This window comes from Caballeronia zhejiangensis (assembly GCF_000698575.1).
In the GTDB taxonomy this organism is placed as follows: Bacteria; Pseudomonadota; Gammaproteobacteria; order Burkholderiales; family Burkholderiaceae; genus Caballeronia; species Caballeronia zhejiangensis.
Window position 1 is genome coordinate 416,986 of sequence record NZ_JFHD01000002.1, and the last position, 25,471, is coordinate 442,456.

The window sequence follows — 25,471 nt, forward strand, 5'->3', positions numbered from 1 at the left end:
TATCGTTTGCAGGGTCTTGAAATCGAAACTGACGCTCTTATCTTGCGTACAGGTATGAATTTTGGGCGTTCGGCCCGGTAAATCGGCAAAAGCCGGCATCGAAAGGCCGGCCGCAACGCCACTGCGATCAAAGCTAGGAGAGGATAAAAAATGGGCAGAATCATCGGTATCGACCTCGGCACCACGAACTCGTGCGTGGCGCTGATGGAAGGCAATCAGGTCAAGGTCATCGAGAACTCGGAAGGCGCGCGCACCACGCCGTCGATCATCGCGTACATGGATGACAACGAGATCCTCGTCGGCGCGCCTGCGAAGCGCCAGTCGGTCACCAATCCGAAGAACACGCTGTACGCGGTCAAGCGCCTGATCGGCCGCCGCTTCGACGAGAAGGAAGTGCAGAAGGACATCAACCTGATGCCCTACAAGATCGTCAAGCACGACAACGGCGATGCATGGGTCGAAGCGCACGGCAAGAACCTCGCGCCGTCGCAGGTTTCGGCTGAAGTCCTGCGCAAGATGAAGAAGACCGCTGAAGACTACCTCGGCGAGCCGGTGACGGAAGCCGTCATCACGGTTCCGGCGTACTTCAACGACAGCCAGCGTCAGGCAACGAAGGACGCGGGCCGCATCGCCGGTCTGGAAGTGAAGCGCATCATCAACGAGCCGACCGCGGCCGCGCTCGCGTTCGGTCTCGACAAGGCCGAAAAGGGCGACCGCAAGATCGCCGTGTTCGACTTGGGCGGCGGCACGTTCGACATCTCGATCATCGAGATCGCGGACGTGGACGGCGAAATGCAGTTCGAAGTGCTGTCGACGAACGGCGATACGTTCCTCGGCGGTGAAGACTTCGACCAGCGCATCATCGATTACATCATCGGCGAGTTCAAGAAGGAGCAGGGCGTCGACCTGTCCAAGGACGTGCTCGCGCTGCAACGCCTGAAGGAAGCCGCTGAAAAGGCGAAGATCGAACTGTCGTCGACGGCTCAGACCGACATCAACCTGCCGTACATCACGGCGGACGCGTCCGGTCCGAAGCACCTGAACCTCAAGTTCACGCGTGCCAAGCTCGAAGCGCTCGTCGAAGAGCTGATCGAGCGCACGATCGAACCGTGCCGCATCGCGATCAAGGATGCGGGCGTGAAGGTCGGCGACATCGACGACGTGATTCTCGTCGGCGGCATGACGCGTATGCCGAAGGTGCAGGAGAAGGTGAAGGAATTCTTCGGCAAGGATCCGCGCCGTGACGTGAACCCGGACGAAGCCGTCGCCGTGGGCGCCGCGATTCAAGGCCAGGTTCTGTCGGGCGACCGCAAGGACGTGCTGCTGCTCGACGTGACGCCGCTGTCGCTCGGTATCGAGACGCTCGGCGGTGTGATGACGAAGATGATCAACAAGAACACGACCATCCCGACGAAGCACTCGCAAGTGTATTCGACGGCGGACGACAACCAGGGCGCCGTGACGATCAAGGTGTTCCAGGGCGAGCGCGAAATGGCCGTCGGCAACAAGCTGCTCGGCGAGTTCAACCTCGAAGGCATTCCGCCCGCACCGCGCGGCGTGCCGCAGATCGAAGTGACCTTCGACATCGACGCGAACGGCATTCTGCACGTTGGCGCGAAGGACAAGGCGACGGGCAAGGAAAACAAGATCACCATCAAGGCGAACTCGGGTCTGACGGACGCGGAAATCGACAAGATGGTGAAGGACGCCGAAGCCAACGCCGAGGAAGATCACAAGCTGCGTGAGCTGGCCGACGCGCGCAACCAGGGCGATGCGCTGGTTCACAGCACGAAGAAGGCGGTCGCGGAGTACGGTGACAAGGTCGACGCTTCGGAGAAGGAAAAGATCGAAGCGGCGCTGAAGGACCTCGAAGAGGCGCTGAAGAGCAGCTCGAGCGACAAGGCCACGATCGAAGCAAAGGTCGAGGCGCTGGCTCAGGCTTCGCAGAAGCTCGGCGAAAAGATGTACGCCGACATGCAGGCGCAGCAAGGCGCGGCGAGCGCGGCCGCGGGTGCGGCAGGCGCGGGCGCGTCGGCGGATGCGGGCGCGAGCCAGCATCACGATGACGTCGTCGACGCCGACTTCAAGGAAGTGAAGAAGGACTAACGCCGAATCGGGCGCGTGAGTGGCGACATTCACGCGCTTTTCGGTGGTATCACCGGGACGCGTTGGCGTCTGACGTGGAGCGCGCCTGGCGAGCCTTTCGGCTCTCCGGGCACGTTGTTTTTAGAGGCGCGTTGCTTCTGGCGAGGCGCAAAAAGTTTTACGCGCGGGTTGCGAGCGACATCCGCAGCATCTCGCAGCATCTGACAGGAACCGCGGCGCTCAAGCGCGGCGGCATCGAACCGACATGGCGAAACGGGATTACTACGACGTTCTGGGCGTCGCGAAAAATGCGAGCGACGACGAGATCAAGAAGGCGTATCGCAAGCTCGCGATGAAGTATCACCCTGACCGCAACCCGGACAACAAGAAGGCGGAAGAGAATTTCAAGGAGGCGAAGGAAGCCTACGAAATGCTCTCCGACCAGCAGAAGCGGGCCGCCTACGATCAGTACGGCCACGCGGGCGTGGATCCGAACATGGCGGGCGCGGGCGCGCAAGGTTTCGGCGGTTTCGCCGATGCCTTCGGCGATATCTTCGGCGACATCTTCGGACAGACGGCGGGTGGCGCCGGCGCGCGCGGCCGCAGCGGTCCGCAGGTGTATCGCGGCGCGGACTTGCGCTACAGCATGGAAATCACGCTGGAGCAGGCGGCGCACGGCTACGACACGCAGATTCGCGTGCCGAGCTGGGTGAACTGCAACGTCTGCCACGGCTCCGGTGCGAAGCCGGGCACGAAGCCCGAAACCTGCCCGACCTGTCATGGTCAGGGCCAGGTACGCATGTCGCAAGGGTTTTTCAGCATCCAGCAGACGTGCCCGAAGTGTCACGGCAGCGGCAGCTACATCCCCGATCCGTGCGCGAACTGCCACGGCGCGGGCAAGGTGAAGGAAACGAAGACGCTGGAAGTGAAGATTCCGGCGGGCATCGACGACGGAATGCGAATCCGCTCGGCGGGCAATGGCGAGCCGGGCATCAACGGTGGTCCGGCCGGCGACTTGTATGTGGAAATCCACATCAAGCAGCATTCGGTGTTCGAGCGTGACGGCGACGACCTGCATTGCCAGATGCCGATTCCGTTCACGACGGCGGCGCTCGGCGGCGAGATCGAAGTGCCGACGCTCGCGGGCCGCGCGAGCTTCACGGTGCCGGAAGGCACGCAGTCGGGCAAGACGTTCCGTTTGCGCGGCAAGGGCATCAAGGGCTTGCGTTCGAGCATCGCCGGCGATCTGTATGTGCATGTCCAGGTGGAAACGCCGGTCAAGCTCACCGACGCGCAGCGCGATTTGCTCAAGCAGTTCGAGAAGTCGCTCGTCGAGGGTGGCGCGCGGCATAGTCCGCAAAGCAAGAGCTGGTTCGACCGCGTGAAGAGCTTCTTCGATTGATGCGGTCGAGTGCGTCGTACGTCGGGCAGGTATGACGATGAAAACCGAAGAGCGCAGCGCGGTGTTCGCGCTGCTCGACGATTGCGATGCGACCGCCGAAAGGCGGTCGAGTCGTTTGTACACAGACTTCGTGCGCGAACGCGTGTGCGTGAACGCGCGCGATCTCGATGCCGTTTGCGCCGAAATCGAGCGCGATCTGCAGAGCGGCCTGCATGCGCTTGTCGTCGCGGATTACGAGTTCGGACGCAATCTCCAGTTCGGTGAAATCGGGCGTGGTGAAGATCACGCGCTTCGCGTGCTGATGTTTCGCTCGTGCGTGTTTCTGTCGCGTAAGGAAGTGAGCGCCTGGCTCGCCGATGACGACGTTGCAGGCGTCGCGGGCATTGCGCCGAGCGTCACCCGCGACGAGTTCGACAAGGCCATCGCCACGGTTCAGGAGGCGTTGAAGGAAGGCGAGTCGTATCAGATCAACTACACGTATCGGCTGAATTTCGATGTATTCGGCACGCCGCTCGCGCTGTATCGGCGATTGCGCGAGCGGCAAGCCGTGCATTTCGGCGCGTTCATCGCGTTGCCGGACGGCAGGTCGGTCGTGTCGTGCTCGCCGGAATTGTTCGTCGAGAAACATGGCGATCTGTTGCGCGCGCGGCCGATGAAAGGCACCGCGCCGCGGGATGCCGATCCCGAATCGCTGCGCCTCGACCCGAAGAATCGCGCCGAGAACGTGATGATCGTCGACTTGTTGCGCAACGACATGTCGCGCGTGGCGGTCACGGGTTCGGTCAACGTACCCGCGCTGTTCTCGGTCGAGCCGTACGCATCGGTGTGGCAGATGACGTCGACGATCGAAGCGCGCGTCATACCCGGCACGTCGTTCGCGGACATCGTGCGCGCGCTCTTTCCGTGCGGCTCGATTACCGGCGCGCCGAAGTATCGGACGATGCAACTGATCGACGAAATCGAGAGCACGCCGCGCGGGCTTTACACCGGCGCGATCGGCTGGCTCGATGCGAGCGGCGACTTCTGCATGTCGGTGGCGATTCGTACGCTCGTCATCGATGCGGCCGCGCGGCGCGGCGTGCTCGGCATCGGCGCGGGCATCGTGCTCGATAGTGTCGCCGCCGACGAATACGAGGAGTGTCTGTTGAAAGCGCGTTTTCTGACGGGCGCGGATCCCGGCTTCGAACTGTTCGAGACGACATACGCGACACGCGATGAAGGCGTGCGCCATTACGCGCGCCACGTCGCGCGGTTGAAGGCGAGCGCGGCGTATCTCGGTTTCACGTTCGACGAAGCTTCGTTGCACGAGCAGACCGCGCAACATATCGCGGACTTCGAAGGCCAGAAACCGTATCGAATGCGTATCGCGCTGGCCAAGAGCGGGCGCATCACGATGACGAGCGCGCCGCTTGCGCCGTTGCCATCGGATACGGTGAACGTGCTGCTCGCTTCGGAGCGCGGATTCGCGCCGCAAAGCTCGGCCGATCCGCTGCTCAGACACAAGACGACGCGTCGCGCGGATTACGATCGTGCGTGGAAAGCCGCCGAAGCCGAAGGCGCGTTCGACATGTTGTTCGTCAACGAGCGCGGCGAGTTGACCGAGGGCGGCCGCTCGAGCGTGTTCGTGAAGCTCGACGGCGAGTGGTTCACGCCGCCCATCGATGCCGGCGTGCTGCCGGGCGTGATGCGCGCGGTGTTGATGGAAGAACTCGGCGCGCGCGAACGCGCGCTTACGCCGAACGAACTCGACAACGCGCAGAGCCTGCTGATCAGCAACGCCCTGCGCGGCGCGGTCGAAGCGCGCCTCAAGCGTTAGCCAGAATCACCACTCGGCGACGCTGCCATCCGCGTGACGCCACACCGGATTGCGCCAGCGATGGCCGACCTTCGCCATTTCGCGCACTTTCTCCTCGTTCACCTCGATTCCCAAGCCCGGCCCTTGCGGAATCGACACCATCCCGTCTTCGTACTTGAAGACTTCCGGATTCCTGATGTAATCGAGCAGGTCATTGCCCTTGTTGTAGTGAATGCCGAGGCTCTGTTCCTGGATGAACGCGTTATAGCTGACCGCATCGATCTGCAGACAGGTTGCGAGCGCGATCGGACCGAGCGGGCAGTGCAGCGCGAGCGCGACATCGTAGGCTTCGGCCATCGTCGCGATCTTGCGGCATTCGGTGAGACCGCCCGCGTGCGACGCGTCCGGCTGAATGATGTCGACGTAACCGCCCGCCAGAATGTGCTTGAAATCCCAGCGCGAGTAGAGCCGCTCGCCGAGCGCGATCGGCGTGCTTGTCTGGTTGACGATATCGCGCAGCGCCTCGACGTTTTCCGAAAGCACCGGCTCTTCGATGAACATCAGCTTGAACGGATCGAGCTCCTTCGCGAGCACTTTCGCCATCGGCTTGTGCACGCGTCCGTGAAAGTCGACGCCGATGCCCACGTTCGGCCCGACCGCTTCGCGCACCGCTTGCACGTTGTCGATCACGCCCTGAACCTTGTCGAAGGTATCGATGATCTGCAGCTCTTCCGAGCCGTTCATCTTCACGGCCTTGAAGCCGCGCTCGACCACCGCCCGCGCGTTGTTCGCGACGTCGCTCGGACGGTCGCCGCCGATCCACGAATACACCTTGATCTTGTCGCGCACCTGGCCGCCGAGCAGCGCGTGCACCGGCACGCCGTGATGCTTGCCGAGAATGTCCCACAATGCCTGATCGACGCCCGCGATCGCGCTCATGCCGATCGGCCCGCCGCGATAGAAGCCCGCGCGGTACATGACCTGCCACAAGTCTTCGATATGGCGCGGGTCCTTGCCGACGAGATAGTCGGCGAGTTCATCGACGGCTGCGGCGACCGTATGCGCGCGGCCTTCCACAACCGGCTCGCCCCAGCCCGTGATGCCCTCGTCGGTTTCGATCTTGAGGAAGCACCAGCGCGGCGGAACGATGAAGGTCTCGAGTTTCGTGATTTTCATTGAGCGTCTCCTGAAGGGTTTTACATGGTAGCAAAAAGGCGATGTCTGGGCATATTAATAGTATTATTCGCGTAAAGATTAAGACTTACGAAACATCAGTCGAATGCCCGATAATCGTGCTCAAAATATGAAGGGAGACCATCATTTACCGCGATCTGCATGGCCGTGTGACGCATGAACTGGGCATGGCGATCCTGCGCGGCGACTTTGCGCCGGGTTCGCCATTGCCGCGCGAAGCGGAACTGATGGAGCGCTTTGGCGTGAGCCGCACGGTGTTGCGCGAGTCGTTGCGCACGCTGACATCGAAAGGATTGATCGAGTCGCGGCCGAAAGTCGGTACGCGCGTGCGCGCGCAAGACGCGTGGAATCTGCTCGATGCCGACATGCTCGACTGGTACTCGCGCGTCGCGCCGCCGCTGCAATTCGCACTCAAGCTTCAGGAAATGCGCGAGATGATCGAGCCGTACGCCGCCGCGCTCGCCGCCGACAACCACGAAGAACGCACGCGCGAACGACTCACGCGCGCGCATCAGGCGATGGCGGACGCGCAGAACGTCGATGAATGGGTGCGCGCCGATCTCGACTTCCATCTGGGCGTGCTCGCCGCGTGCAGCAACGAATTGCTGATTCCGCTCGGCGCGCTGATCGAGCGCACGCTCGAAGGCCAGTTGCGCCTGAACGCGAAGCGCGCCGACGTCTACAACGCGTCGCTCGCGGAACATACGGCGGTTTTCGAAGCGATCATCGCGCGCGATTCGAACGGCGCGCGCCGCGCGATGGCCGGTCTGCTTGGTGTGACACGCGGCCGGATTGAGGGCTAGAACGCGTTCAGCGGAATCTTCAGATAGGTCGTGCCGTTGCTCGCCGCGTCGGGAAAGTGGCCCGCGCGGATATTGACCTGAATGGCGGGCAAGATGAGCGTCGGCATGCCGAGCGTCGCGTCGCGCGCCTCGCGCATCGCGACGAACTCGTCCTCGGTCTTGCCGCCGCCGACGTGGATGTTCTTCTCACGCTGCTCGCGCACCGTGGCTTGCCATTGCGGAGCGCGCGTCTCCGGCGGATAGTCGTGACACACGAAAAGCCGCGTGTCGGGATCGAGCGCGAGCAGGCGCTGAATCGATCGATACATCGCGCGGGCGTCGCCGCCCGGGAAATCGCAGCGCGCGGTGCCCAGATCCGGCATGAAGAGCGTGTCGCCGACGAACACCGCATCGCCGACGCGATACGCCATGTCGGCGGGCGTATGTCCCGGCACGAAGAGCGCGGTTGCTTCGAGCGCGCCGATCATGAACCGCTCGCCGTCGGCGAACAGATGATCGAACTGCGAGCCGTCGAGCTGGAACTCGGGCTCGAGATCGAAGATCTTCTTGAACACGCCCTGCACCGTGCGTATCGACTCGCCAATTCCGATCTTCCCGCCGAGCGTGCGTTTCAGATACGGCGCCGCCGAGAGATGATCGGCGTGCGCGTGCGTCTCCAGAATCCATTCGACGGAAAGCCGCTGGTCCCGCACGAACGCGACGACCGCATCGGCGGATTTCGTCGATGTGCGGGCGGCTTTGGGATCGTAGTCGAGCACCGGATCGACGATAGCCGCGGCGGAGCCGGGCGCTTCGTAGACGACGTACGTCATCGTGCCGGTGTTGATGTCGAAGAAGGGCTGAATGATCGCTTGCACGTTGATTCCCCCGGTGCGTCACGCGATCCTGTGCTTTTGCGGCCCGGATGGATTGGGCGTGTTTGTCAGGATCGCGATACAGTGTAACCCTTTGCGCCGGGCATCGATGCGCCGGCCGTCGTCTTCGCGAAAGCTCCATCGAGAGGTTTGAATGCCGCACGTCCCGACCGCGCTCGCGTCGTCCTGGGGCGCGTGGGCCGTGTTCGTCAGCGTCCTCGCGACGCAGCTCGGCGTGCCGGTCCCCGCCGCGCCGATGCTCATTCTCGCCGGCACGCTCGTCGCCGCCGGCAACGTGCCGTTCTGGCAAATGCTGGTGGCCGCAGTGCTCGCGGTGCTCATCGCCGATTCCTTGTGGTTCACCGCGGGCCGTCTCTACGGCCGAACCTTTCTCAATTCGCTCGTGCGCTTCTCACTGTCGATCGATACCACGCTGCGCACCGCGCGCCGATGGTTCGAGCGCTTCGGCGTGCCGCTGCTCGCGCTGTCGAAGTTCGTGCCGGGGCTCGGGCTCGTGTCGGCGCCGCTGCTCGGCACCACGCAGATCGAAGTGCGCGTCTTCGTGTTGTGGGATCTGATCGGCGCGACGGCGTGGGCGAGCTTCTGGATGCTCGGCGGCGCGGCGCTCGAGGCGCAGATCGGCCGGCTCATCGAACTGGTGCGCGCGAACGGCACGACGCTGATCGACGTGCTCGTGATCATCGCGCTCGGCTTCGTGCTGTATCGATGGATCCGGCGCGAGCAGTTTCGTCAGTGGCTCGCCAAGTATCACATCACGCCCGATCAGCTCGACGCGATGATGCACTCCGACACGCCACCCGTGATCTACGACGCGCGTCCGGCGGACATTCGCCGTCGCGAGCCGTATCGCATCGCGGGCGCGATCGCGCTCGATCTCGATTCGCCGGATCGCGTCGATCAGTTGTATGCGGAGCACGAGGTCGTCGTGTATTGCGTGTGTCCGAACGAGGCGACGGCGAAGACCATCGCGCGTCAATTGCGGGCGAAGGGCTTCAGACACGTGCGGCCGCTGAAGGGCGGGCTCGATGCGTGGGAAAAGCACGGCTATCCGACCGAGCCGATTCCGCCCGAGCACTTGCGCGCGCCCGCCGATCACGACGACATCGATCACGATATGGTGACGATCCGCGCGACCGCGCCGGAATGAGCCGACCCTAGCTGCGGCGCGCCGGCCGGTTCACGAGCGCGATGCCCGCGAGGACCATCGCGGCGGCGACCATGAAGCGCGCGGTGAAATGCTCGCCGAGCAAGAGCACGCCGAAGGTGACGCCGAAGATCGGCGTGAGAAACGAGAACACGGAAAGCCGCGACGCCATGTAGCGCGTGAGCAGCCAGAACCACGTCAGATAGCTGATGAACGCGACGACGATCGCCTGATACGCGAGACTCGCGATCGCTATGGGCGACACGGCTTCGACGTGCGTCTGCCCGATGCCCGCCGCGAGCACGAGCAGCAGAACCGCCGATACCGCCAGCTGATAGAACAGCGTCTTGCTCGCACTCGCATGGGAGAGCGCGGACGCGCGCACGACGACCGTCGTCGCGGCCCAGAAGATGCCGGCCATGATGCCGAGCGCATCGCCAGCGATGCCTTGCAACGTCGATGCGCTATTCGGATTGCCGTGCAGAAAGCCGTCCGCGAACGCGAGCGCGATGCCGCAGAACGCGAGCACGATGCCGCTCCACTGCGTGCGCGAAAGCCGCTCGCCCGCGACGAACCAGTGCAGCCCGAGCGCGGTGAAACAGGGCGCGGTGTAGAGAAACACGGCCATGCGTGTGGCCGTCGTGAGACTCAGGCCGAAGAAGATGCAGACGAATTCGCCGCCGAACAGCACGCCCGCGAGCAGTCCGGCGGGCAGCGTGTCGTCGCGCTGAAAGAGCGGCACGCCGCGCGTGCGCGTCCAGACCCATACGAGCAATGTCGCGATCAGCGAGCGGATGCCGGCCTGCAGCATCGGCGGAATCGAGGCGTTGGCTTCCTTGATCGCGACTTGCTGGAATCCCCACGCGCCGCAGAGGGCGATCATCACGATGACGGCGGTGGCGTCGGGGGCGCGGCGCAGGGAGAGGGATGGCGAGCTCATCGGCTGTCGGTTAAGCGTGCACTGATCTGGAGCGTCGATTGTGCCAGCGAACCGCTGCGATGAACGAAAGGTCGGGACGAGCCCGTGGAGATTGCGCGCCGCGACGAGCGTGCGGCGCGCGCTTTGAAAGCGTGGATTGAGCGCGGTTCAGGAATGCTTTTCGATCAGTTCGACCTTGTAGCCGTCCGGATCTTCGACGAACGCGATCACCGTCGTGCCGCCCTTCACCGGACCGGCTTCGCGCGTCACCTTGCCGCCCGCCTGACGGATGCGCTCGCACGCATCGGCGGCGTTATCGACTTCGAGCGCGATATGACCGTAAGCCGTGCCGAGATCGTACTTGTCGGTGCCCCAGTTGTAGGTCAGTTCGAGCACGCTGTTCTCGCTTTCCGGGCCGTAGCCGACGAACGCGAGCGTGTACTTGTACTCGGTGTTTTCGCTTTGACGCAGCACATGCATGCCGAGAATGCGCGTGTAGAAATCGATGGAACGCTGCAGGTCGCCGACGCGCAGCATCGTGTGGAGGAGTCGCATGGTGGGATTCCTGTTTGTAGGTTTGCGGGGACAGGAATGAAATTGTACCGTCGGCGCCTTTTACGCGCTGACCGCGCTCACAGTGCCGGCAGCAAGTCCGGCGGATGATGCTTGAGCGTATGCCGCGCCTCGCGGAACTCGGGGAAGATCGATTCCACCGTCTGCCAGAAACGCGGGCTGTGATTCATCTCGCGCAGATGCGCGAGCTCGTGCGCGACGACGTAATCGATGATCGACATCGGAAAATGGATGAGCCGCCAGTTGAGGCGAATCTTGCCGTCGCTGGAGCAACTGCCCCAGCGCGTCGCCGCCGACGACAGCGCATACGCGCGGTACTCGACGCCGAGCTTCGCCGCATAGACCGCGAGCCGCGCACCGAAGATGCGCTTCGCTTCGCTTTGCAGCCAGCCTTGCACGCGATCCTTGATCTGCTGCGCGTCGGCGGATGCTGGCAGCGGAAGCGTGAGCACGCTGGTTTCGTCATCGAACGAAAGCGCGCTCGCAGAGTTGAGCGACACGCTGATCGTCTTGCCGAGAAACGGAAACTGCGCGCCGTCCTTCCATTCGATGCGCGGCAGCGCGCGCTGCTCCACGCGCGTCTGCCATTCGGTGAGCTTCCTGACGATCCAGTTCTGCTTGTCGAGAATCGCGCTTTCGATATCGGCGATCGTCACCCAGCGCGGCGCGGTGATCGCGAGCCCGGTTCCGTCGATGCAAAAGCCGATCGTGCGCCGCGACGAACGACGCAACCGGTATTCGAGCGCGCCCGCTTTGAGCACGATGCGACGCAGGCGCACGCCATCGGGCAGCGGTGCGGTGGGCGCGTTCGGTGCGGCGGGCGTGAGGACGGGAACGGGATCGGCGGGGGGAACATCGCCGCGCAGCGGAGCCGGTCCGTTCGCGGGCGGCGCGCCGGAGTAAGCCGGCGCATGCTCGAACGGCAGATCGAGTTGCAGGGTATCGAGCGCGACGGCGGGGCGCTGTCGCGAAGGGGCTTTCTGCATCGGCTCCGCTTTGCGCTCACGGCGCAGGAATGACGAGAAGAAAGAGTAGGGCACGCCTCGGCTCGAATCGAACGCCGCCGCGTCAGCGGCCCGCGCCCGCAGCGCCGGCTTTGGCCGGCTGCGCGTTCGGCACGGCGTAAGCGTGCGGATCGATGCGGCGCATTTCCGTCTCGATCCAGCTTTCGACGCGCGCGTTCACTTCCTCAGGCGTGAGACCGGCCGTATCGATCGGCTTGCCGACCGACACCGTGACTATACCCGGATATTTGATGAACGAATTGCGTGGCCACACGTGACCGGCGTTGTGCGCGATGGGCACGACCGGCGCGCCGGTTGCAACCGCGAAGCGTGCGCCGCCGGTCTTGTACTTGCCCTGGCTGCCGACGCGTGTGCGCGTGCCTTCGGGGAACATGATGATCCACGCGCCTTCGTCCATGCGCGCGCGGCCTTGCCTGGTGACGGAGACGAAGGCGTCGCGGCCCTGCTTGCGATCGATGTGCACCATCTTCAGGAGTCCGAGCGCCCAGCCGAAGAACGGCACATAGAGCAGCTCGCGCTTGAACACGTAGCAGAGCGGCCGCGGCATCAGCGCGGGAAACGCGAGCGTCTCCCATGCGGACTGATGCTTCGACAGCAGCACGGCCGGACCATTCGGCAGGTTCTCCATGCCTTCGATCGTGTAGCGAATGCCGATCAGATGCCGCAGCACGACGATCGTCGACTTGCACCAGCCGGCGGCCATCCAGTAACGCTTGTCTGCGCGCATGAACGGAAACGCGATGAAGCAGGCGATCGCGTACGGCACCGTGTACACGACGAAGTAAAGCATCAACAGCAACGAACGGATGAAGCGCATGGAATATCTGTTACTGAGCCGCGGCGCGATCCTGATGCCGCGCGAGGAAATCGAGCGCGAATGCGCGCAAGTCCTTGTGAACGAGGGTGCCTTCGGGCAACTGGCCTTCCTTGAGCGTCTTTTCGCCTTTGCCGGTCAGCACGAGATGCGTGGGAAAGCCGAGCGCCGCGCCCGCCTGGAGATCGCGCAAAGAATCGCCGACGACCGGCGTATCTTCCGGATCGATCTCGAAGCGGTCGATGATCTGTTGCAGCATGCCGGGCCGGGGCTTTCTGCAATCGCACTGATCTTCGGCCGTGTGCGGGCAGAAAAACACCGCGTCGATGCGCCCGCCGACGGCCGCGACCGCGCGATTCATCTTCTGATGCATTGCGTTGAGTGCGGCCATGTCGAATAGACCGCGCCCGATGCCCGACTGATTCGACGCGATCGCCACGCGATAGCCCGACTGGTTCAGCCGCGCGATCGCTTCGAGACTGCCGGGAATGGCGACCCATTCGTCCGGCGACTTGATGAAGGCATCCGAATCGACGTTGATGACGCCGTCGCGATCGAGGATGACCAGTTTGCGGTTCATGACCATGGGCGGCGTTTCTTAAGCAGCGAGCTTCGAGATGTCGGCGACGCAGTTCATCTGCTGATGCAGCGCGTTGAGCAGCGCAAGACGATTGTTGCGCAGCGCCGGGTCTTCCGCGTTCACCATCACGTCGTTGAAGAACGTATCGACGGATTCGCGCAACGCGGCGAGCGCGGTGAGCGCCTCCGTATAGTTGCGCGCGGCGAGCTGGCTTTGCACGCGCGGCGTCACTTGCTCGATCTGCGCGTACAGATCCTTCTCGGCCGCTTCGACGAGCAGTTCCTTGTCGACCACCGAAGGCGCGCCTTGCTCCGACTTCTTCAGAATGTTCGAGATGCGCTTGTTGGCCGCCGCGAGCGCCGCGGCTTCCGGCAGCGCCGCGAATTCGCGCACGGCGTCGAGGCGCGCGACGATGTCGTCGAGGCGCGTCGGGTTCAGGCTCAGGACCGCTTCGATATCGTTCGCTTCGAAGCCGCGCTCGCGCAACAGTCCGCGCAGACGATCGAGGAAGAAGGCGTAGACCGCTTCGGTCGAATCGGCGACTTGCGGCATGCCCGCGAACTGACGTTGCGCCGCGCCGACGAGATCGCGCAGATCGACCGGCAGCTTCTTTTCGAGCAGGATGCGCAGCACGCCCAGCGCGTGACGGCGCAGCGCGAACGGATCTTTCTCGCCCGTCGGCGCGAGCCCGATGCCCCAGATGCCGACGATCGTTTCGAGCTTGTCCGCGAGCGCGACCGCGGCACCGACGCCCGTCGACGGCGTTTCGTCGCCCGAAAAGCGCGGCTGATAGTGCTCCGAGCACGCGAGCGCGACTTCTTCCGGCTCGCCGTCGTGACGCGCGTAGTACGTGCCCATCGTGCCTTGCAGCTCGGGGAATTCACCGACCATGTCGGTCAGCAGATCCGCCTTCGCGAGACGCGCGGCGCGGCGCGTCAGCGCGGGATCGACCCCGACCATCGGCGCGATTTCGCCCGCGAGCGCTTCGAGACGCTCGACGCGCTGCAGCGTCGAGCCGAGCTTGTTGTGATAGACGACGTTCGCGAGCAGCGGCACGCGATCTTCGAGGCGCTTCTTCTTGTCCTGCGTAAAGAAGAACTTTGCGTCGGCGAGGCGCGGGCGCACGACGCGCTCGTTGCCTTCGACGATCTCGCCGGGCGTCTTCGTATCGATATTCGACACGATCAGAAAACGCGAGCGCAGCTTGCCGTTCTGGTCCGTGAGCGCGAAGTATTTCTGGTTCGTCTGCATCGTGAGGATCAGGCATTCCTGCGGCACCTGCAGGAATTCCTCGTCGAAGCGGCATTCGTAGACGACCGGCCATTCGACGAGCGCGTTCACTTCGTCGAGCAGCGCTTCGGGCATCACGACGCGATCTTCGCCCGCAAACGCCTGCAGTTGCGTGCGGATCGATTCGCGGCGATCGTCGAAGTTCGCGACGACGCGGCCTTTGTCGAGCAGGGTGTCGGCGTAGTCGTCGGCATGAGCGATCGCGACGAAGCCTTCCGACATGAAGCGATGCCCGATGGTCGTATCGCCCGCATCGACGCCAAGCGCGCTGACCGGCACGACGTCGCGGCCGTGCATCGCGATCAGGCGCTGCACCGGACGCACGAACTGCACGCTGGTGCCGTCCGGACGCTGATACGTCATGACCTTCGGAATGGGCAGCTTGCCGAGGGTTTCGTCGAGCGCGGCTTGCAGGCCGTCGGCGAGCGTCGCGCCGGGCGCGGCGTAGCGCAGGAAGAAGGCTTCGGCCTTGCCGTCCTGCGCGCGTTCGAGTTCGGCGATGGGAAAGTCGGGGAAGCCGAGCGCCGCGAGTTTCTTCGCGAGCGGCGGCGTGGGGTTGCCTTCCTTATCGAGCGCGACCGTTACCGGCAAGACTTTCTCGCGCACCTGCTTTTCCGGCGCGACATCGCGCACATTGCGGATGAGCACGGCGAGGCGGCGCGGCGTCGCGTACTTTTCGAACGAAGGCGCGCCGTCGATGAGATCGCGCGCGGCGAGACGCTCGACGATGCCATCGGCGAAAGCGGTGCCGAGACGCGCAAGCGCTTTCGGCGGCAGTTCTTCGGTGAGCAGCTCGACGAGGAGCGAAGCGTGGTTGGATTGCGTCATTGTTCTAGCGAGCCTCGTCAAGCCTGTTCGTTGTTGCTGGGTTCGCCCGGCGGCGTGCTTTCCACCTTGAGCGGCGGCGCCCATGCCGGACGCTGCGCTTCCTGCTCGTCGCTGACGAGATCGCGATCGCCCTTGACCGGATTGCCGAGCATCGGGAAGCCGAGGGCTTCGCGCGAATCGTAATAAGCCTGCGCCACGAGGCGCGACAACGCACGGATGCGGCCGATATACGCCGCGCGCTCAGTCACGGAAATGGCGCCGCGCGCATCGAGCAGATTGAACGTATGGCCGGCCTTCAGCACGAGCTCATACGCGGGTAGCGCGAGCTTCGCATCGATCATCTTCTTCGCTTCTTCTTCGTAGCTCTTGAAGAACGTGAACAGCAGATCGACGTTCGCGTGCTCGAAGTTGTACGTGGACTGCTCGACCTCGTTCTGGTGATACACGTCGCCGTAGGTGAGGCGGCGCAGTTCGCGGCCGTTCGGGCCGTCTTCTTCCCATTCGGTCCAGATGAGGTCGTACACGTTCTCGACCTTCTGCAGGTACATGGCGAGGCGTTCGAGACCGTAGGTGATTTCGCCGAGCACGGGCTTGCAGTCGATGCCGCCCGCTTGCTGGAAGTACGTGAACTGCGTCACTTCCATGCCGTTGAGCCACACTTCCCAGCCGAGTCCCCAGGCGCCGAGCGTCGGGTTCTCCCAGTCGTCCTCGACGAAGCGCACGTCGTTCTGCTTCAGATCGAAGCCGAGCGCTTCGAGCGAGCCGAGGTACAAATCGAGGATGTTTTCCGGCGCGGGCTTCAGCACGACCTGATACTGATAGTAGTGCTGCAGGCGGTTGGGATTCTCGCCATAGCGGCCGTCCTTCGGGCGGCGCGACGGTTGAACGTAGGCCGCGCGCCACGGCTCCGGGCCGATCGCGCGCAGGAACGTGTGGACGTGCGAGGTGCCTGCGCCGACTTCCATGTCGATCGGCTGGAGGAGCGCGCAGCCCTTTTCGTTCCAGTAGGACTGCAGCGTCAGAATGATTTGCTGGAAAGTGAGCATGATTGCCTTTTGCGGGCGAACGCGGCGCGGCCATCGTCGTGACGACGCGACTCGGAGGCTCGGCCGAAGTACTTAAACGGAGAATTTTAGCCGAACGGACGGGCGGGTGCGGCTTTTTGGGAGAAGGCGGGCCGCGTCGCATCGCGCGACGCGGCTTTGTTTCAGCCGATGTTCAACGCTCGCCCGAACGTTTCCGATTCGGCGCGAATGCAAACGCGAACGCCAGCAGAATCAGCGATACCGCGATCACCGTCATGTTCCCGCTCGTCACATACGGCGTGCTGCCCGACGTGCCTTGCACGCGCGCTTCGAGCACGCCCGTGGCGAACGTCGGCAGCTTCGAGATGACATCGCCGTTGGCCGCGATCGCCGCCGTCATGCCGGTGTTGGTCGCGCGCAGCATCGGCCGGCCGGTTTCCATCGACCGCATCCGTGCGATCTGCAAGTGCTGATCGAGCGCGATGGTATTGCCGAACCACGCGAGATTCGTCGAGTTGATGAGAATGCCCGCGGGCGTTTCCTGCTCGCGGATCGTGCGCGCGATCTCTTCGCCGAAGATGTCCTCGTAGCAGATATCGACGGCGACCGGCTGGTTGTGCACGACGAATGCCTTCTGCGCGATCGGCCCGCGCGCGAGATCGCCGAGCGGAATGCCCATCATGCGCACGAACCAGTGAAAGCCGGGCGGCACGAATTCGCCGAAGGGCACGAGATGATGCTTGTCGTAGCGATACACGCCGTTCACATGCGGCGTGACGCCGAAGAGACTGTTGGTGAAATCGGTTGCGCGGCCATCGGGCAGAATCGTGACGCCGATCGCGCCGAAGAGAATCGACGAGTTCGTGTCGTCGGCGAAATTGCGGATCGCGACGGCGAAATCCTGCGGAATCTGCACCGACAGCACCGGCAGCGCGGTTTCCGGCGTGACGATCAGATCAGCGGGCTTCTCGGTGATGAGGCGCTTGTAGAGCGCGAGCGAGTCATCGACGCCCGACTGCTCGAACTTCATTTCCTGCTTCACGTTGCCTTGCAAGAGACGCACGTCGAGCGGTGCGTTGGCGGGCGTCGTCCATTGGACGAGCGACAGCAGCATGCCCGCGACGATCAGCGCAACCGCGACGACGCCCGGCGCGAACGCGAGCCGCCGCGTCTTGCGCAAGTGATAGACGGCCTGCACGATCAGCGCGGCGACGAGCGCGAGCACCCAGCCGACGCCGTACACGCCGACGATCGCGCTGAAGCCCTTGAGCGGACCGTCGACTTGCGCATAACCGCTCGCGAGCCAGGGAAAGCCGGTGAACACGAGGCCGCGCAGCCATTCGCCGAGCGCCCAGGCGCTCGCGAACGCGAACGCGCCGTGCCATGTCGGCGCATAGCGCGGCGATGCTTCGATGTCGCGTGCGGTGGCGGCGTCTTCATCGCCGAAGCGCGCGCGCCCCGCGACGAACGACCAGACCACGCTCGACAACGCCGGATAGATCGCGAGATACAGCGAGAACAGTGCGACGGCGGCGGCGGCGAGCGGCGCGGCCATGCCGCCGTAGACATGCATGCTGATGTAGAGCCACCACACGCCCGTCACGAAGTTGCCGAAGCCGAATGCCCAGCCTGTCGCGGCGGCGCTTTTCCAGCCGTTCGTGCGCGAGAGCCACGAGAAGAACAACGCGAACACGGCGAGCTCGATCCATCCGCCGTGCGGCGTCGGCGCGAAGGAGAGCGTATTGATCGCGCCGAGCACGGCGGCGACGAGGTAATGCCAGAACGGCAATGCGCGACGCGTATCGGGTGTCACGGAGACGTCGCGTTGACGGGAGAGAAAGCGAAACGATGAATCGGCCATTGATGACGGTCGAGATGAAACGGCAAAAGCGAGTGTAGGACTGACAGCGGGCGCCGTTCGGCTGCGGCGCCCGCGAAGCGCTTAGTCGCGCAGTTCGTCTTCGTCGTCGCCCGCGTGGTGATGTTGCTGCGCGAGATTCGGCACGCGCCGCACGAGAAGAACGTGAATCTGGCGGGCGTCGCCGCGCAGGATCTCGAACACGAAATCGTCGATGCGTACTTTTTCGCCGCGATGCGGCACGCGCCCGAAGCGATGCGTGACGAGTCCGCCGATGGTGTCGACTTCTTCGTCGGAGAAATCGGTGCCGAATTCCTCGTTGAATTGCTCGATGCCGGTGAGCGCGCGCACGCGATACTTGCCGTCGGGCGTCGCGATGATATTGCCGGCTTCCTCGTCGAAGTCGTATTCGTCCTCGATGTCGCCGACGATCTGTTCGAGCACGTCCTCGATCGTGATGAGGCCGGCGACGCCGCCGTATTCATCGACGACGATCGCGATGTGATTGCGGTTCACGCGAAAGTCGTGCAGCAGTACGTTCAGACGCTTCGATTCGGGGATGAAGACGGCGGGGCGCAGCATGCCGCGCACGTCGAATTCTTCTTCGGCGTAGTAGCGCAGCAGGTCTTTCGCGAGCAGCACGCCGATGACGTTGTCGCGATTGCCTTCGTACACCGGATAGCGCGAGTGTGCTTTTTCGAGCACGAAGGGGATGAATTCCGCGGGCGTTTCCGCGATGTTGATGGCGTCCATCTGGGCGCGCGGCACCATGATGTCGCGCGCGCAGAGGTCGGACACCTGAAAGACGCCTTCGATCATCGAGAGCGAGTCGGCGTCGAGCAGGTTGCGCTCGTGCGCGTCCTGAAGCACTTCGAGAAGTTCGTCGCGCGATTCCGGCTCGTGCGAGATGAAATCGGTCAGGCGTTCGAGGAGCGAGCGCTTTTCTTGCGGTTTGTCGGTGTGGCGTCGACTGGGATAGGGATCGTTCATAGCGGAGCGCCCGGGAGTTCCCGGGCGCAGGTTAGCGGAAAGTTAAGCATACACCAAGGCAAAAAGCGGGCTGCGTGGCGCGGCGCGCATGACTTCAGCCATGCTAGCCGATAAATGTGCGAGAAGTATGTCCAGCGGAAAGCGTTGGCCGAATGGACGATATCAGGCGCGAAAATCATATGGAGGCAAAAAGCGCCAACGTCAGCGTCCGCCCTGCGCCTGGCAACGCTTCAACAACGCCTCCAGCGCCCGATCCGGCATGCCGCTCTCGCGCAGCGCCTCCACCGTCCGGCTGACGTAATCCAGCGTCGTCCCATATCGGCCGCTCGCGCAGCCGAGCACCGTTCGCACGACCGGATCGGCGAGCTTGCCGGTATAAGACGCCGCATCGCGCCGCATGACGAACGCGAGCGCATCGACGCGCCGTCCGTCCGCGAGCGTACAGGGCAGCCACGCGGGGCGGTACGAACCCATCGCCATTTCGCGGCGCCACAGCACGTCGAGATGCTCGATCGCACCGACGCCCGCGAGCCGGAACGCCATGCCGGTGCACGAGCCGCCGCGATCGAGTGCAAGCACGAGACCCGGCTGCTGCGGCGTGCCCCGATTCACGCGCGACCACAGATAAAGCCCGCGATGATAGCCATGCACTTTGCCGCGCACCGCTTCGACTGTCGGCAGCCCGGGGTTCCAGATCAGCGAACCGTAGCCGAAGAGCCACACGTCCGACTCGCCGTCCCAATGCGCGAACGCCGCCTCGCGCGATGCCGCAAGTTCGGCATCCGTCCACAATGCGGATTCGCCGAGCGCGGGCGGATAGCCGGCGCACGGCTCGGGCGCGATGTCAGGAAGTGACTCGGGATGCGTGGGTTCGGGCAGCTTGTCGTTCACGGCGCGTTGGGAACATCGGGGACATCGGACCGGCTTCAGGTCGAAGGCACGTAAGGATCGGAAAATCCCAGAGACTGCATGATATCCGTCTCGATGGATTCCATCTCTTGCGCTTCGCTCTCGACTTCATGGTCGTAGCCCTGCGCATGGAGCGTGCCGTGGACGATCAGATGCGCGTAATGCGCGGCGAGCGGCTTGCCCTGTGCGGCCGCCTCGCGCTCGACGACCGGGCAGCACAGAATCAGATCGCCCGCGACCGGATCGTCCTCCGATTCTGCATACGCGAAAGTCAGCACGTTCGTCGCGTAATCCTTCTGCCGATACGTGCGGTTGAGCATCCGGCCTTCTTCTTCGTCGACGAAGCGCACGGTCAGTTCGGCGTCCGCGAACAGCGACGCCTTGATCCAGCGCGCGACCGTCGCGCGCGGCAGGATCGCCTTGTGCGACGGATACGCCTTCGCCGCTGGAAACTGCAGGGTCAACGTGAGGCGCGGCATTATTCGGGCTTCTGCGCTTGCTGTTGCGCAGCGCGCGCGGCCTCGGCGAGCGCGGCGTCTTTCTGCGATTGCGCGTCGTAAGCCTCGACGATGCGCGCGACGAGCGGATGCCGCACCACGTCCGCCGACGTGAAATGCGTGATCGCGATGCCGCGCACTTCCGACAGCACATGCTGCGCCTCGATCAGGCCGCTCTTGTGGCCGCGCGGCAAGTCGACCTGCGTCGTATCGCCGGTGACGACCGCCTTCGAGCCGAAGCCGATCCGCGTCAGGAACATCTTCATCTGCTCGGGCGTGGTGTTCTGCGCTTCGTCGAGGATGATGAACGCGTGATTCAGCGTGCGCCCGCGCATGTACGCGAGCGGCGCGATTTCGATCATCTGGCGCTCGAACATCTTCGCGGTCTTGTCGAAGCCGAGCAGATCGTAAAGCGCGTCGTAAAGCGGACGCAGATACGGATCGACCTTCTGCGCGAGATCGCCCGGCAGAAAACCGAGCCGCTCGCCCGCTTCGACGGCAGGGCGCGTCAGCACGATGCGCTTGACCTGATCGCGCTCGAGCGCATCGACCGCGCACGCGACCGCGAGATACGTCTTGCCCGTGCCCGCCGGCCCGATGCCGAAGGTCACGTCGTGCGCGATGATCTGCTTCAGATACTCGCGCTGCGCGGGCGTGCGTCCGCGCAGATCGGCGCGTCGCGTGTAGAGCTTCGGACCGTGGTCTTCGTCTTCGCCGAGATCGATCGTCGCGCTCGGTTCATCGAACGGATGATCGGGATCGCCACGAAAACGCGGATCGATTTCGCCTTCTTCGCCGTTAGCTTCGCGCGCATCCTTCGCGCGACGCGTCGCATGACGCGCTTCGACGAGCGCGAGCTGAATGTCGTCGACGGAAATCGGATCCCGCGCGCGGTTGTAGAAGTTTTCGAGCGCCGCGAGCGCGACTTTGGCGCCGCGTCCGCGAATCGCGATCTTGTGGCCGCGTCGCGAAAGCGTCACATCGAGCGCCTGCTCGATCTGCCGCAGGTTTTCGTCGAGCGGGCCGCAGAGGTTGGCGAGCCGCGCGTTGTCGTCGCGCGGAGCGGTGAATTCCAGATGCTGCGTGGGAGCGTTCTTCAAAGTGAACTTGAGTTCCTGTCTTTAGTGCGCAAGCTCGGGCGCCATGACCAGTTCGCCGCGCAGCGAGTGCGGATAGGCATGCACGATCTTCACGTCGATCATCTGGCCGATGAGCCGCGCGTGCGATTCTGCCGGCGCCGGGAAATTGACGACGCGATTGTTCTGCGTGCGTCCCGCGAGTTCGTTCGGATCCTTGCGCGCCGGGCGTTCGACCAGAATGCGCTCGACCTTGCCGACCATCGATTCGCTGATGCGCTGCACGTTTTCCTCGATCGTCGCCTGCAAATGCTGCAGACGCTTCAGCTTGACTTCGCGCGGCGTGTCGTCGTGCAGATTCGCTGCCGGCGTGCCGGGGCGCGGGCTGTAGATGAACGAGAAGCTCGTGTCGTAGCTCATCTCGTCGACGAGCGCCATCATCTTGTTGAAATCGTCTTCGGTCTCGCCGGGAAAGCCGACGATGAAATCCGTCGACAGCGACAGATCCGGGCGGATCGCGCGCAACTTGCGGATGACCGACTTGTATTCGAGCACGCTGTAGCCGCGCTTCATCGCCATCAGAATGCGATCCGAGCCGTGCTGCACCGGCAAATGCAGATGCGAGACGAGCTTCGGCACTTTCGCGTAAGTGTCGATCAGGCGCTGCGTGAATTCCTTCGGATGCGACGTCGTATAGCGGATGCGTTCGATGCCCGGAATGTCCGCGACGTATTCGATGAGCGTCGCGAAATCCGCGATCTCGCTCGAACCGAGCGTCAGCGCGCCGCGATAAGCGTTCACGTTCTGGCCGAGCAGCGTGACTTCGCGCACGCCCTGGTCCGCGAGACCGGCGACTTCGGTGAGCACGTCGTCGAGCGGGCGAGACACTTCCTCGCCGCGCGTGTACGGCACGACGCAGTAGCTGCAGTATTTCGAGCAGCCTTCCATGATCGACACGAACGCGCTCGGGCCATCGACGCGCGCCGGCGGCAGATGATCGAACTTCTCGATTTCCGGAAACGTGATGTCGACCTGCGCGCGGCCGGTCGCGCGGCGCTGATCGATCATCGCGGGCAGACGATGCAGCGTCTGCGGACCGAACACGAGATCGACATACGGCGCACGCGCGACGATCGACGCGCCTTCCTGACTCGCGACGCAACCGCCGACGCCGATCAGCAGATTCGGGTTCGCTTCCTTCAGCTCGCGCACACGGCCGAGATCGGAGAACACCTTCTCCTGGGCTTTTTCGCGCACCGAGCACGTATTGAACAGAATGACGTCCGCGTCTTCGGGCGTATCCGTCTTGATGAGTCCTTCCGCCGCGCCGAGCACGTCGACCATCTTGTCGGAGTCGTACTCGTTCATCTGGCAGCCGAAGGTCTTTACATAAACTTTCTTGGTCATGAATCGTCGCCGGTCGCAGTGGTTAACCTGGGGGCGCTGTAAAAGAGATTAAAGAGGGAATTTGCGGCGCAATTACACTGATCTGCACCGCTTTTTACTGTATTTGACCCAATATTATAGCTCTGGCCGCCATTCCCGACGCTTCCCGCGCGCGTCGGGCGGATACGCCAGGTCGCCGAGCAGGTCGTTCGTCGTTTTTTCGAAACGCTCGACGAGAAAGTCCAGCAGCACCCGCACGCGCGGCGCCATGTAGCGATTGGCGTGAAAAAGCGCGTGCACGGCGGCTTCGTGCGTACACCAGTCGGGCAACACCATCTGCAGCGTGCCGGCGCGCACGTCGGCGGCGATATCCCAGATCGATTTATGCGCGATGCCGTGGCCCGCGAGCGCCCATTCGCGCAGCAGCGCGCCGTCGTTGGTTTCCCAGGCGTCGGCGAGCGGAATCGTGTACGCGTAACGCTCGTCGCCGCGCACGAAGACGAGCTCGTTGAGCGGCCCGTTCGCCGTAACGACGACGAGGAAGTCATGCCCGGTCAGATCGGCGGGCGTTTCGGGCACGCCCATGCACGCGAGATACGCGGGCGACGCGCACAGCACGCGGCGATTCGGCGCGAGCGCGCGGGCGGCGAGGCCGCTGTCGGGCGGGGCGCCGAAGCGGATCGCGAGATCGATCTCTTCCAGCAAAAGATTCGACACCGAATCCGATAGTGTGAGCGCGAATTTCACGTCCGGATGCAGCGCGCTGAATTCGTCGAGCCAGCCGTTCAGCATGGAGCGACCGAAATTCGATGTCGCCGAAATGCGAACCTTGCCGCGCACGACGTTCTGGCCGGCCTGCAGCGCGGCTTCGGCATCGTCGATCGCCTGCAGCGCGATCCGGCAATGCTGCAAATACACGCGGCCTTCGTCGGTTACGCGCAATTGGCGCGTCGTGCGCTCGAAGAGCCGCGTGTGCAGCGCTTTTTCCAGCTTGATGAGCCGCGCGCTCGCCGCCGCCGGCGACAGGCCCAGCTTGCGGCCCGCCGCCGACAGGCTTCCCGCCGACGCAGCTTCCACGAACAGGCGCATGTCGCCGAGCCGATCCATCGTCATTTTCAAATCCGGTTTGAGAATAATTCAAAGGGTAGGCCAATTCTCAAATCGCTGCGTGGCTTGCACAATGCGCTACGTGTAAACCCTTCCATCTCATCATGCCTCTTCCACTTCTCGCGCTTGCGATCAGCGCATTCGCCATCGGCACGACGGAGTTCGTCATCATGGGCCTCTTGCCCAACGTCGCGCACGATCTCTCCGTGACGATTCCATCGGCGGGGCTGCTCGTCACGGGCTACGCGCTCGGTGTCGCGGTCGGCGCACCGCTGCTCGCCGTGCTGACGAGCAAGCTGCCGCGCAAGCTCGCGCTGCAGTTGCTGATGCTCGTGTTCATCGTCGGCAACGTGCTGTGCGCGCTCGCGCCGGGCTATGGCCTGCTGATGGTCGCGCGCGTCGTGACGTCGTTCGCGCACGGCTCGTTCTTCGGCATCGGCGCGGTCGTGGCCGCGTCGCTCGTTCCGGCGGAAAAGCGCGCGAGCGCCATCGCGCTGATGTTCACCGGGCTCACGCTCGCGAACGTGCTGGGCGTGCCGTTCGGGACGTTCATCGGGCAGGAGCTCGGCTGGCGCGCGACGTTCTGGATCGTCGCGGGCTTGGGCGTATTGTCCGCGCTCGGCGTGACCGCGCTCGTGCCGAACCGCCACGACGCCGCGCCGAGCACGCTCGGCCGGGAAGTGCGCGTGCTGCGCGACGGCCAGGTCTGGCTCGCGCTCACGATGACGGTGCTCGGTTTCGGCGGCGTGTTCGTCGTGTTCACGTACATCGCGCCGATTCTCGAACAGGTGGGCGGCTTCTCGCCGCGCGCCGTCACGCTGATCCTGGTGCTGTTCGGCGTCGGGCTGACGATCGGCAACACGATCGGCGGCAAGCTCGCGGACCGCGCGCTGATGCCGTCGCTGATGGGCATTCTGTTCGCGCTCGCCGTCGTGATGGCGGTGTTCGCGAAGACGAGCCACAGCCAGACCGGCGCGATCCTGACGATTTTCGTCTGGGGCATCGCGGCGTTCGCGACGGTGCCGCCGTTGCAGACGCGCGTCGTCGAGAAAGCGAAGGACGCGCCGAATCTCGCTTCGACGCTCAATATCGGCGCGTTCAACGTCGGCAATGCGGGCGGCGCGTGGCTCGGCGGCGCGGTGCTGACGCACGGTCACGGTCTCGACGCGCTTCCGTGGGCCGCGGCGGCGGTCGCGCTGGCCGCGCTCGCGGTGACGTGGTTCGCCGCGCGCCTGGATGTCCCGCGCGTTACCTCGGACATAAAAGCAGCCGACGCTTGCTGAGCGCTTATCATGT

At 64.0% G+C, this 25,471-nt stretch carries 22 protein-coding genes; 6 read left to right on the forward strand and 16 right to left on the reverse strand.

Annotated elements, in window-relative coordinates:
- Positions 1-150: 150 nt before the first annotated feature.
- The 3 genes from dnaK to pabB all read left to right on the forward strand — a co-directional run bounded on the left by dnaK (position 151) and on the right by pabB (position 5,303).
- Positions 151-2,106, forward strand: a complete 1,956-nt coding sequence (gene dnaK / locus BG60_RS05410) for a molecular chaperone DnaK (RefSeq protein ID WP_008351469.1) — start codon at positions 151-153, stop codon at positions 2,104-2,106.
- Positions 2,107-2,350: 244 nt separating this feature from the next.
- The gene (gene dnaJ, locus BG60_RS05415; RefSeq protein ID WP_008351467.1) at positions 2,351-3,487 is read left to right on the forward strand and encodes a molecular chaperone DnaJ; all 1,137 of its coding nucleotides are present in this window, start codon (positions 2,351-2,353) and stop codon (positions 3,485-3,487) included.
- A gap of 37 nt (positions 3,488-3,524) precedes the next feature.
- Positions 3,525-5,303, forward strand: a complete 1,779-nt coding sequence (gene pabB, locus BG60_RS05420; RefSeq protein ID WP_034470802.1) for an aminodeoxychorismate synthase component I — start codon at positions 3,525-3,527, stop codon at positions 5,301-5,303.
- Between the two features lie 6 nt (positions 5,304-5,309).
- Here pabB and dgoD read toward each other — a convergent pair whose 3' ends face one another.
- Positions 5,310-6,458, reverse strand: a complete 1,149-nt coding sequence (gene dgoD / locus BG60_RS05425) for a galactonate dehydratase (protein ID WP_008351463.1) — start codon at positions 6,456-6,458, stop codon at positions 5,310-5,312.
- Between the two features lie 140 nt (positions 6,459-6,598).
- Here dgoD and BG60_RS05430 point away from each other — a divergent pair, with 140 nt between their 5' ends.
- Positions 6,599-7,279, forward strand: coding sequence for a FadR/GntR family transcriptional regulator (locus tag BG60_RS05430; protein WP_033536533.1), 681 nt, complete (start codon positions 6,599-6,601; stop codon positions 7,277-7,279).
- On the opposite strand, the gene BG60_RS05435 is transcribed toward BG60_RS05430, so the two are convergent.
- On the reverse strand, positions 7,276-8,136 hold the full coding sequence (locus tag BG60_RS05435) for an MBL fold metallo-hydrolase (protein ID WP_034470664.1): 861 nt from the start codon (positions 8,134-8,136) through the stop codon (positions 7,276-7,278). The two genes, BG60_RS05430 and BG60_RS05435, sit on opposite strands and share 4 nt — an antisense overlap.
- A gap of 151 nt (positions 8,137-8,287) precedes the next feature.
- On the opposite strand from BG60_RS05435, the gene BG60_RS05440 reads away from it, so the two are divergent.
- A complete protein-coding gene (locus tag BG60_RS05440; protein WP_008351458.1) occupies positions 8,288-9,301 on the forward strand; it encodes a DedA family protein/thiosulfate sulfurtransferase GlpE in 1,014 nt (337 codons plus the stop codon).
- A gap of 7 nt (positions 9,302-9,308) precedes the next feature.
- On the opposite strand, the gene BG60_RS05445 is transcribed toward BG60_RS05440, so the two are convergent.
- The 14 genes from BG60_RS05445 to BG60_RS05510 all read right to left on the reverse strand — a co-directional run bounded on the left by BG60_RS05445 (position 9,309) and on the right by BG60_RS05510 (position 24,175).
- A complete protein-coding gene (locus tag BG60_RS05445; protein ID WP_008351457.1) occupies positions 9,309-10,238 on the reverse strand; it encodes a DMT family transporter in 930 nt (309 codons plus the stop codon).
- A 147-nt stretch (positions 10,239-10,385) separates the two neighbouring features.
- Entirely contained in the window at positions 10,386-10,772 is a 387-nt protein-coding gene (gloA, locus tag BG60_RS05450) for a lactoylglutathione lyase (RefSeq protein ID WP_008351454.1), read from the reverse strand.
- Positions 10,773-10,849: 77 nt separating this feature from the next.
- Complete coding sequence (locus tag BG60_RS05455) at positions 10,850-11,776, reverse strand: M48 family metallopeptidase (protein ID WP_034470804.1); 927 nt, start codon at positions 11,774-11,776, stop codon at positions 10,850-10,852.
- Positions 11,777-11,858: 82 nt separating this feature from the next.
- Positions 11,859-12,632 carry a lysophospholipid acyltransferase family protein gene (locus tag BG60_RS05460; RefSeq protein WP_008351449.1) on the reverse strand — a complete coding sequence of 258 codons (774 nt, stop codon included), beginning with the start codon at positions 12,630-12,632 and terminating at the stop codon, positions 11,859-11,861.
- Positions 12,633-12,642: 10 nt separating this feature from the next.
- Positions 12,643-13,215, reverse strand: a complete 573-nt coding sequence (gene gmhB / locus BG60_RS05465; RefSeq protein WP_008351447.1) for a D-glycero-beta-D-manno-heptose 1,7-bisphosphate 7-phosphatase — start codon at positions 13,213-13,215, stop codon at positions 12,643-12,645.
- 12 nt (positions 13,216-13,227) lie between these two features.
- A complete protein-coding gene (gene glyS, locus BG60_RS05470; RefSeq protein ID WP_034470666.1) occupies positions 13,228-15,327 on the reverse strand; it encodes a glycine--tRNA ligase subunit beta in 2,100 nt (699 codons plus the stop codon).
- A gap of 17 nt (positions 15,328-15,344) precedes the next feature.
- The gene (glyQ, locus tag BG60_RS05475; protein ID WP_075583488.1) at positions 15,345-16,373 is read right to left on the reverse strand and encodes a glycine--tRNA ligase subunit alpha; all 1,029 of its coding nucleotides are present in this window, start codon (positions 16,371-16,373) and stop codon (positions 15,345-15,347) included.
- A 172-nt stretch (positions 16,374-16,545) separates the two neighbouring features.
- Complete coding sequence (lnt, locus tag BG60_RS05480; RefSeq protein ID WP_008351439.1) at positions 16,546-18,213, reverse strand: apolipoprotein N-acyltransferase; 1,668 nt, start codon at positions 18,211-18,213, stop codon at positions 16,546-16,548.
- 81 nt (positions 18,214-18,294) lie between these two features.
- On the reverse strand, positions 18,295-19,200 hold the full coding sequence (locus BG60_RS05485; RefSeq protein WP_008351437.1) for an HlyC/CorC family transporter: 906 nt from the start codon (positions 19,198-19,200) through the stop codon (positions 18,295-18,297).
- A 201-nt stretch (positions 19,201-19,401) separates the two neighbouring features.
- Positions 19,402-20,091, reverse strand: coding sequence for a gamma-glutamylcyclotransferase (locus tag BG60_RS05490; RefSeq protein ID WP_034470668.1), 690 nt, complete (start codon positions 20,089-20,091; stop codon positions 19,402-19,404).
- A gap of 35 nt (positions 20,092-20,126) precedes the next feature.
- Positions 20,127-20,588: an rRNA maturation RNase YbeY gene (ybeY, locus tag BG60_RS05495; RefSeq protein ID WP_034470671.1), complete on the reverse strand. Its 462-nt coding sequence runs from the start codon at positions 20,586-20,588 to the stop codon at positions 20,127-20,129.
- Positions 20,588-21,706, reverse strand: coding sequence for a PhoH family protein (locus BG60_RS05500; protein ID WP_008351431.1), 1,119 nt, complete (start codon positions 21,704-21,706; stop codon positions 20,588-20,590). The genes ybeY and BG60_RS05500 overlap by 1 nt, the downstream gene beginning before the upstream one ends.
- Before the next feature lie 21 nt (positions 21,707-21,727).
- Positions 21,728-23,089 carry a tRNA (N6-isopentenyl adenosine(37)-C2)-methylthiotransferase MiaB gene (gene miaB / locus BG60_RS05505; RefSeq protein WP_008351429.1) on the reverse strand — a complete coding sequence of 454 codons (1,362 nt, stop codon included), beginning with the start codon at positions 23,087-23,089 and terminating at the stop codon, positions 21,728-21,730.
- A gap of 114 nt (positions 23,090-23,203) precedes the next feature.
- A complete protein-coding gene (locus BG60_RS05510) occupies positions 23,204-24,175 on the reverse strand; it encodes a LysR family transcriptional regulator (RefSeq protein WP_206540324.1) in 972 nt (323 codons plus the stop codon).
- 104 nt (positions 24,176-24,279) lie between these two features.
- On the opposite strand from BG60_RS05510, the gene BG60_RS05515 reads away from it, so the two are divergent.
- On the forward strand, positions 24,280-25,458 hold the full coding sequence (locus tag BG60_RS05515; protein WP_034470678.1) for an MFS transporter: 1,179 nt from the start codon (positions 24,280-24,282) through the stop codon (positions 25,456-25,458).
- Positions 25,459-25,471: the final 13 nt, after the last annotated feature.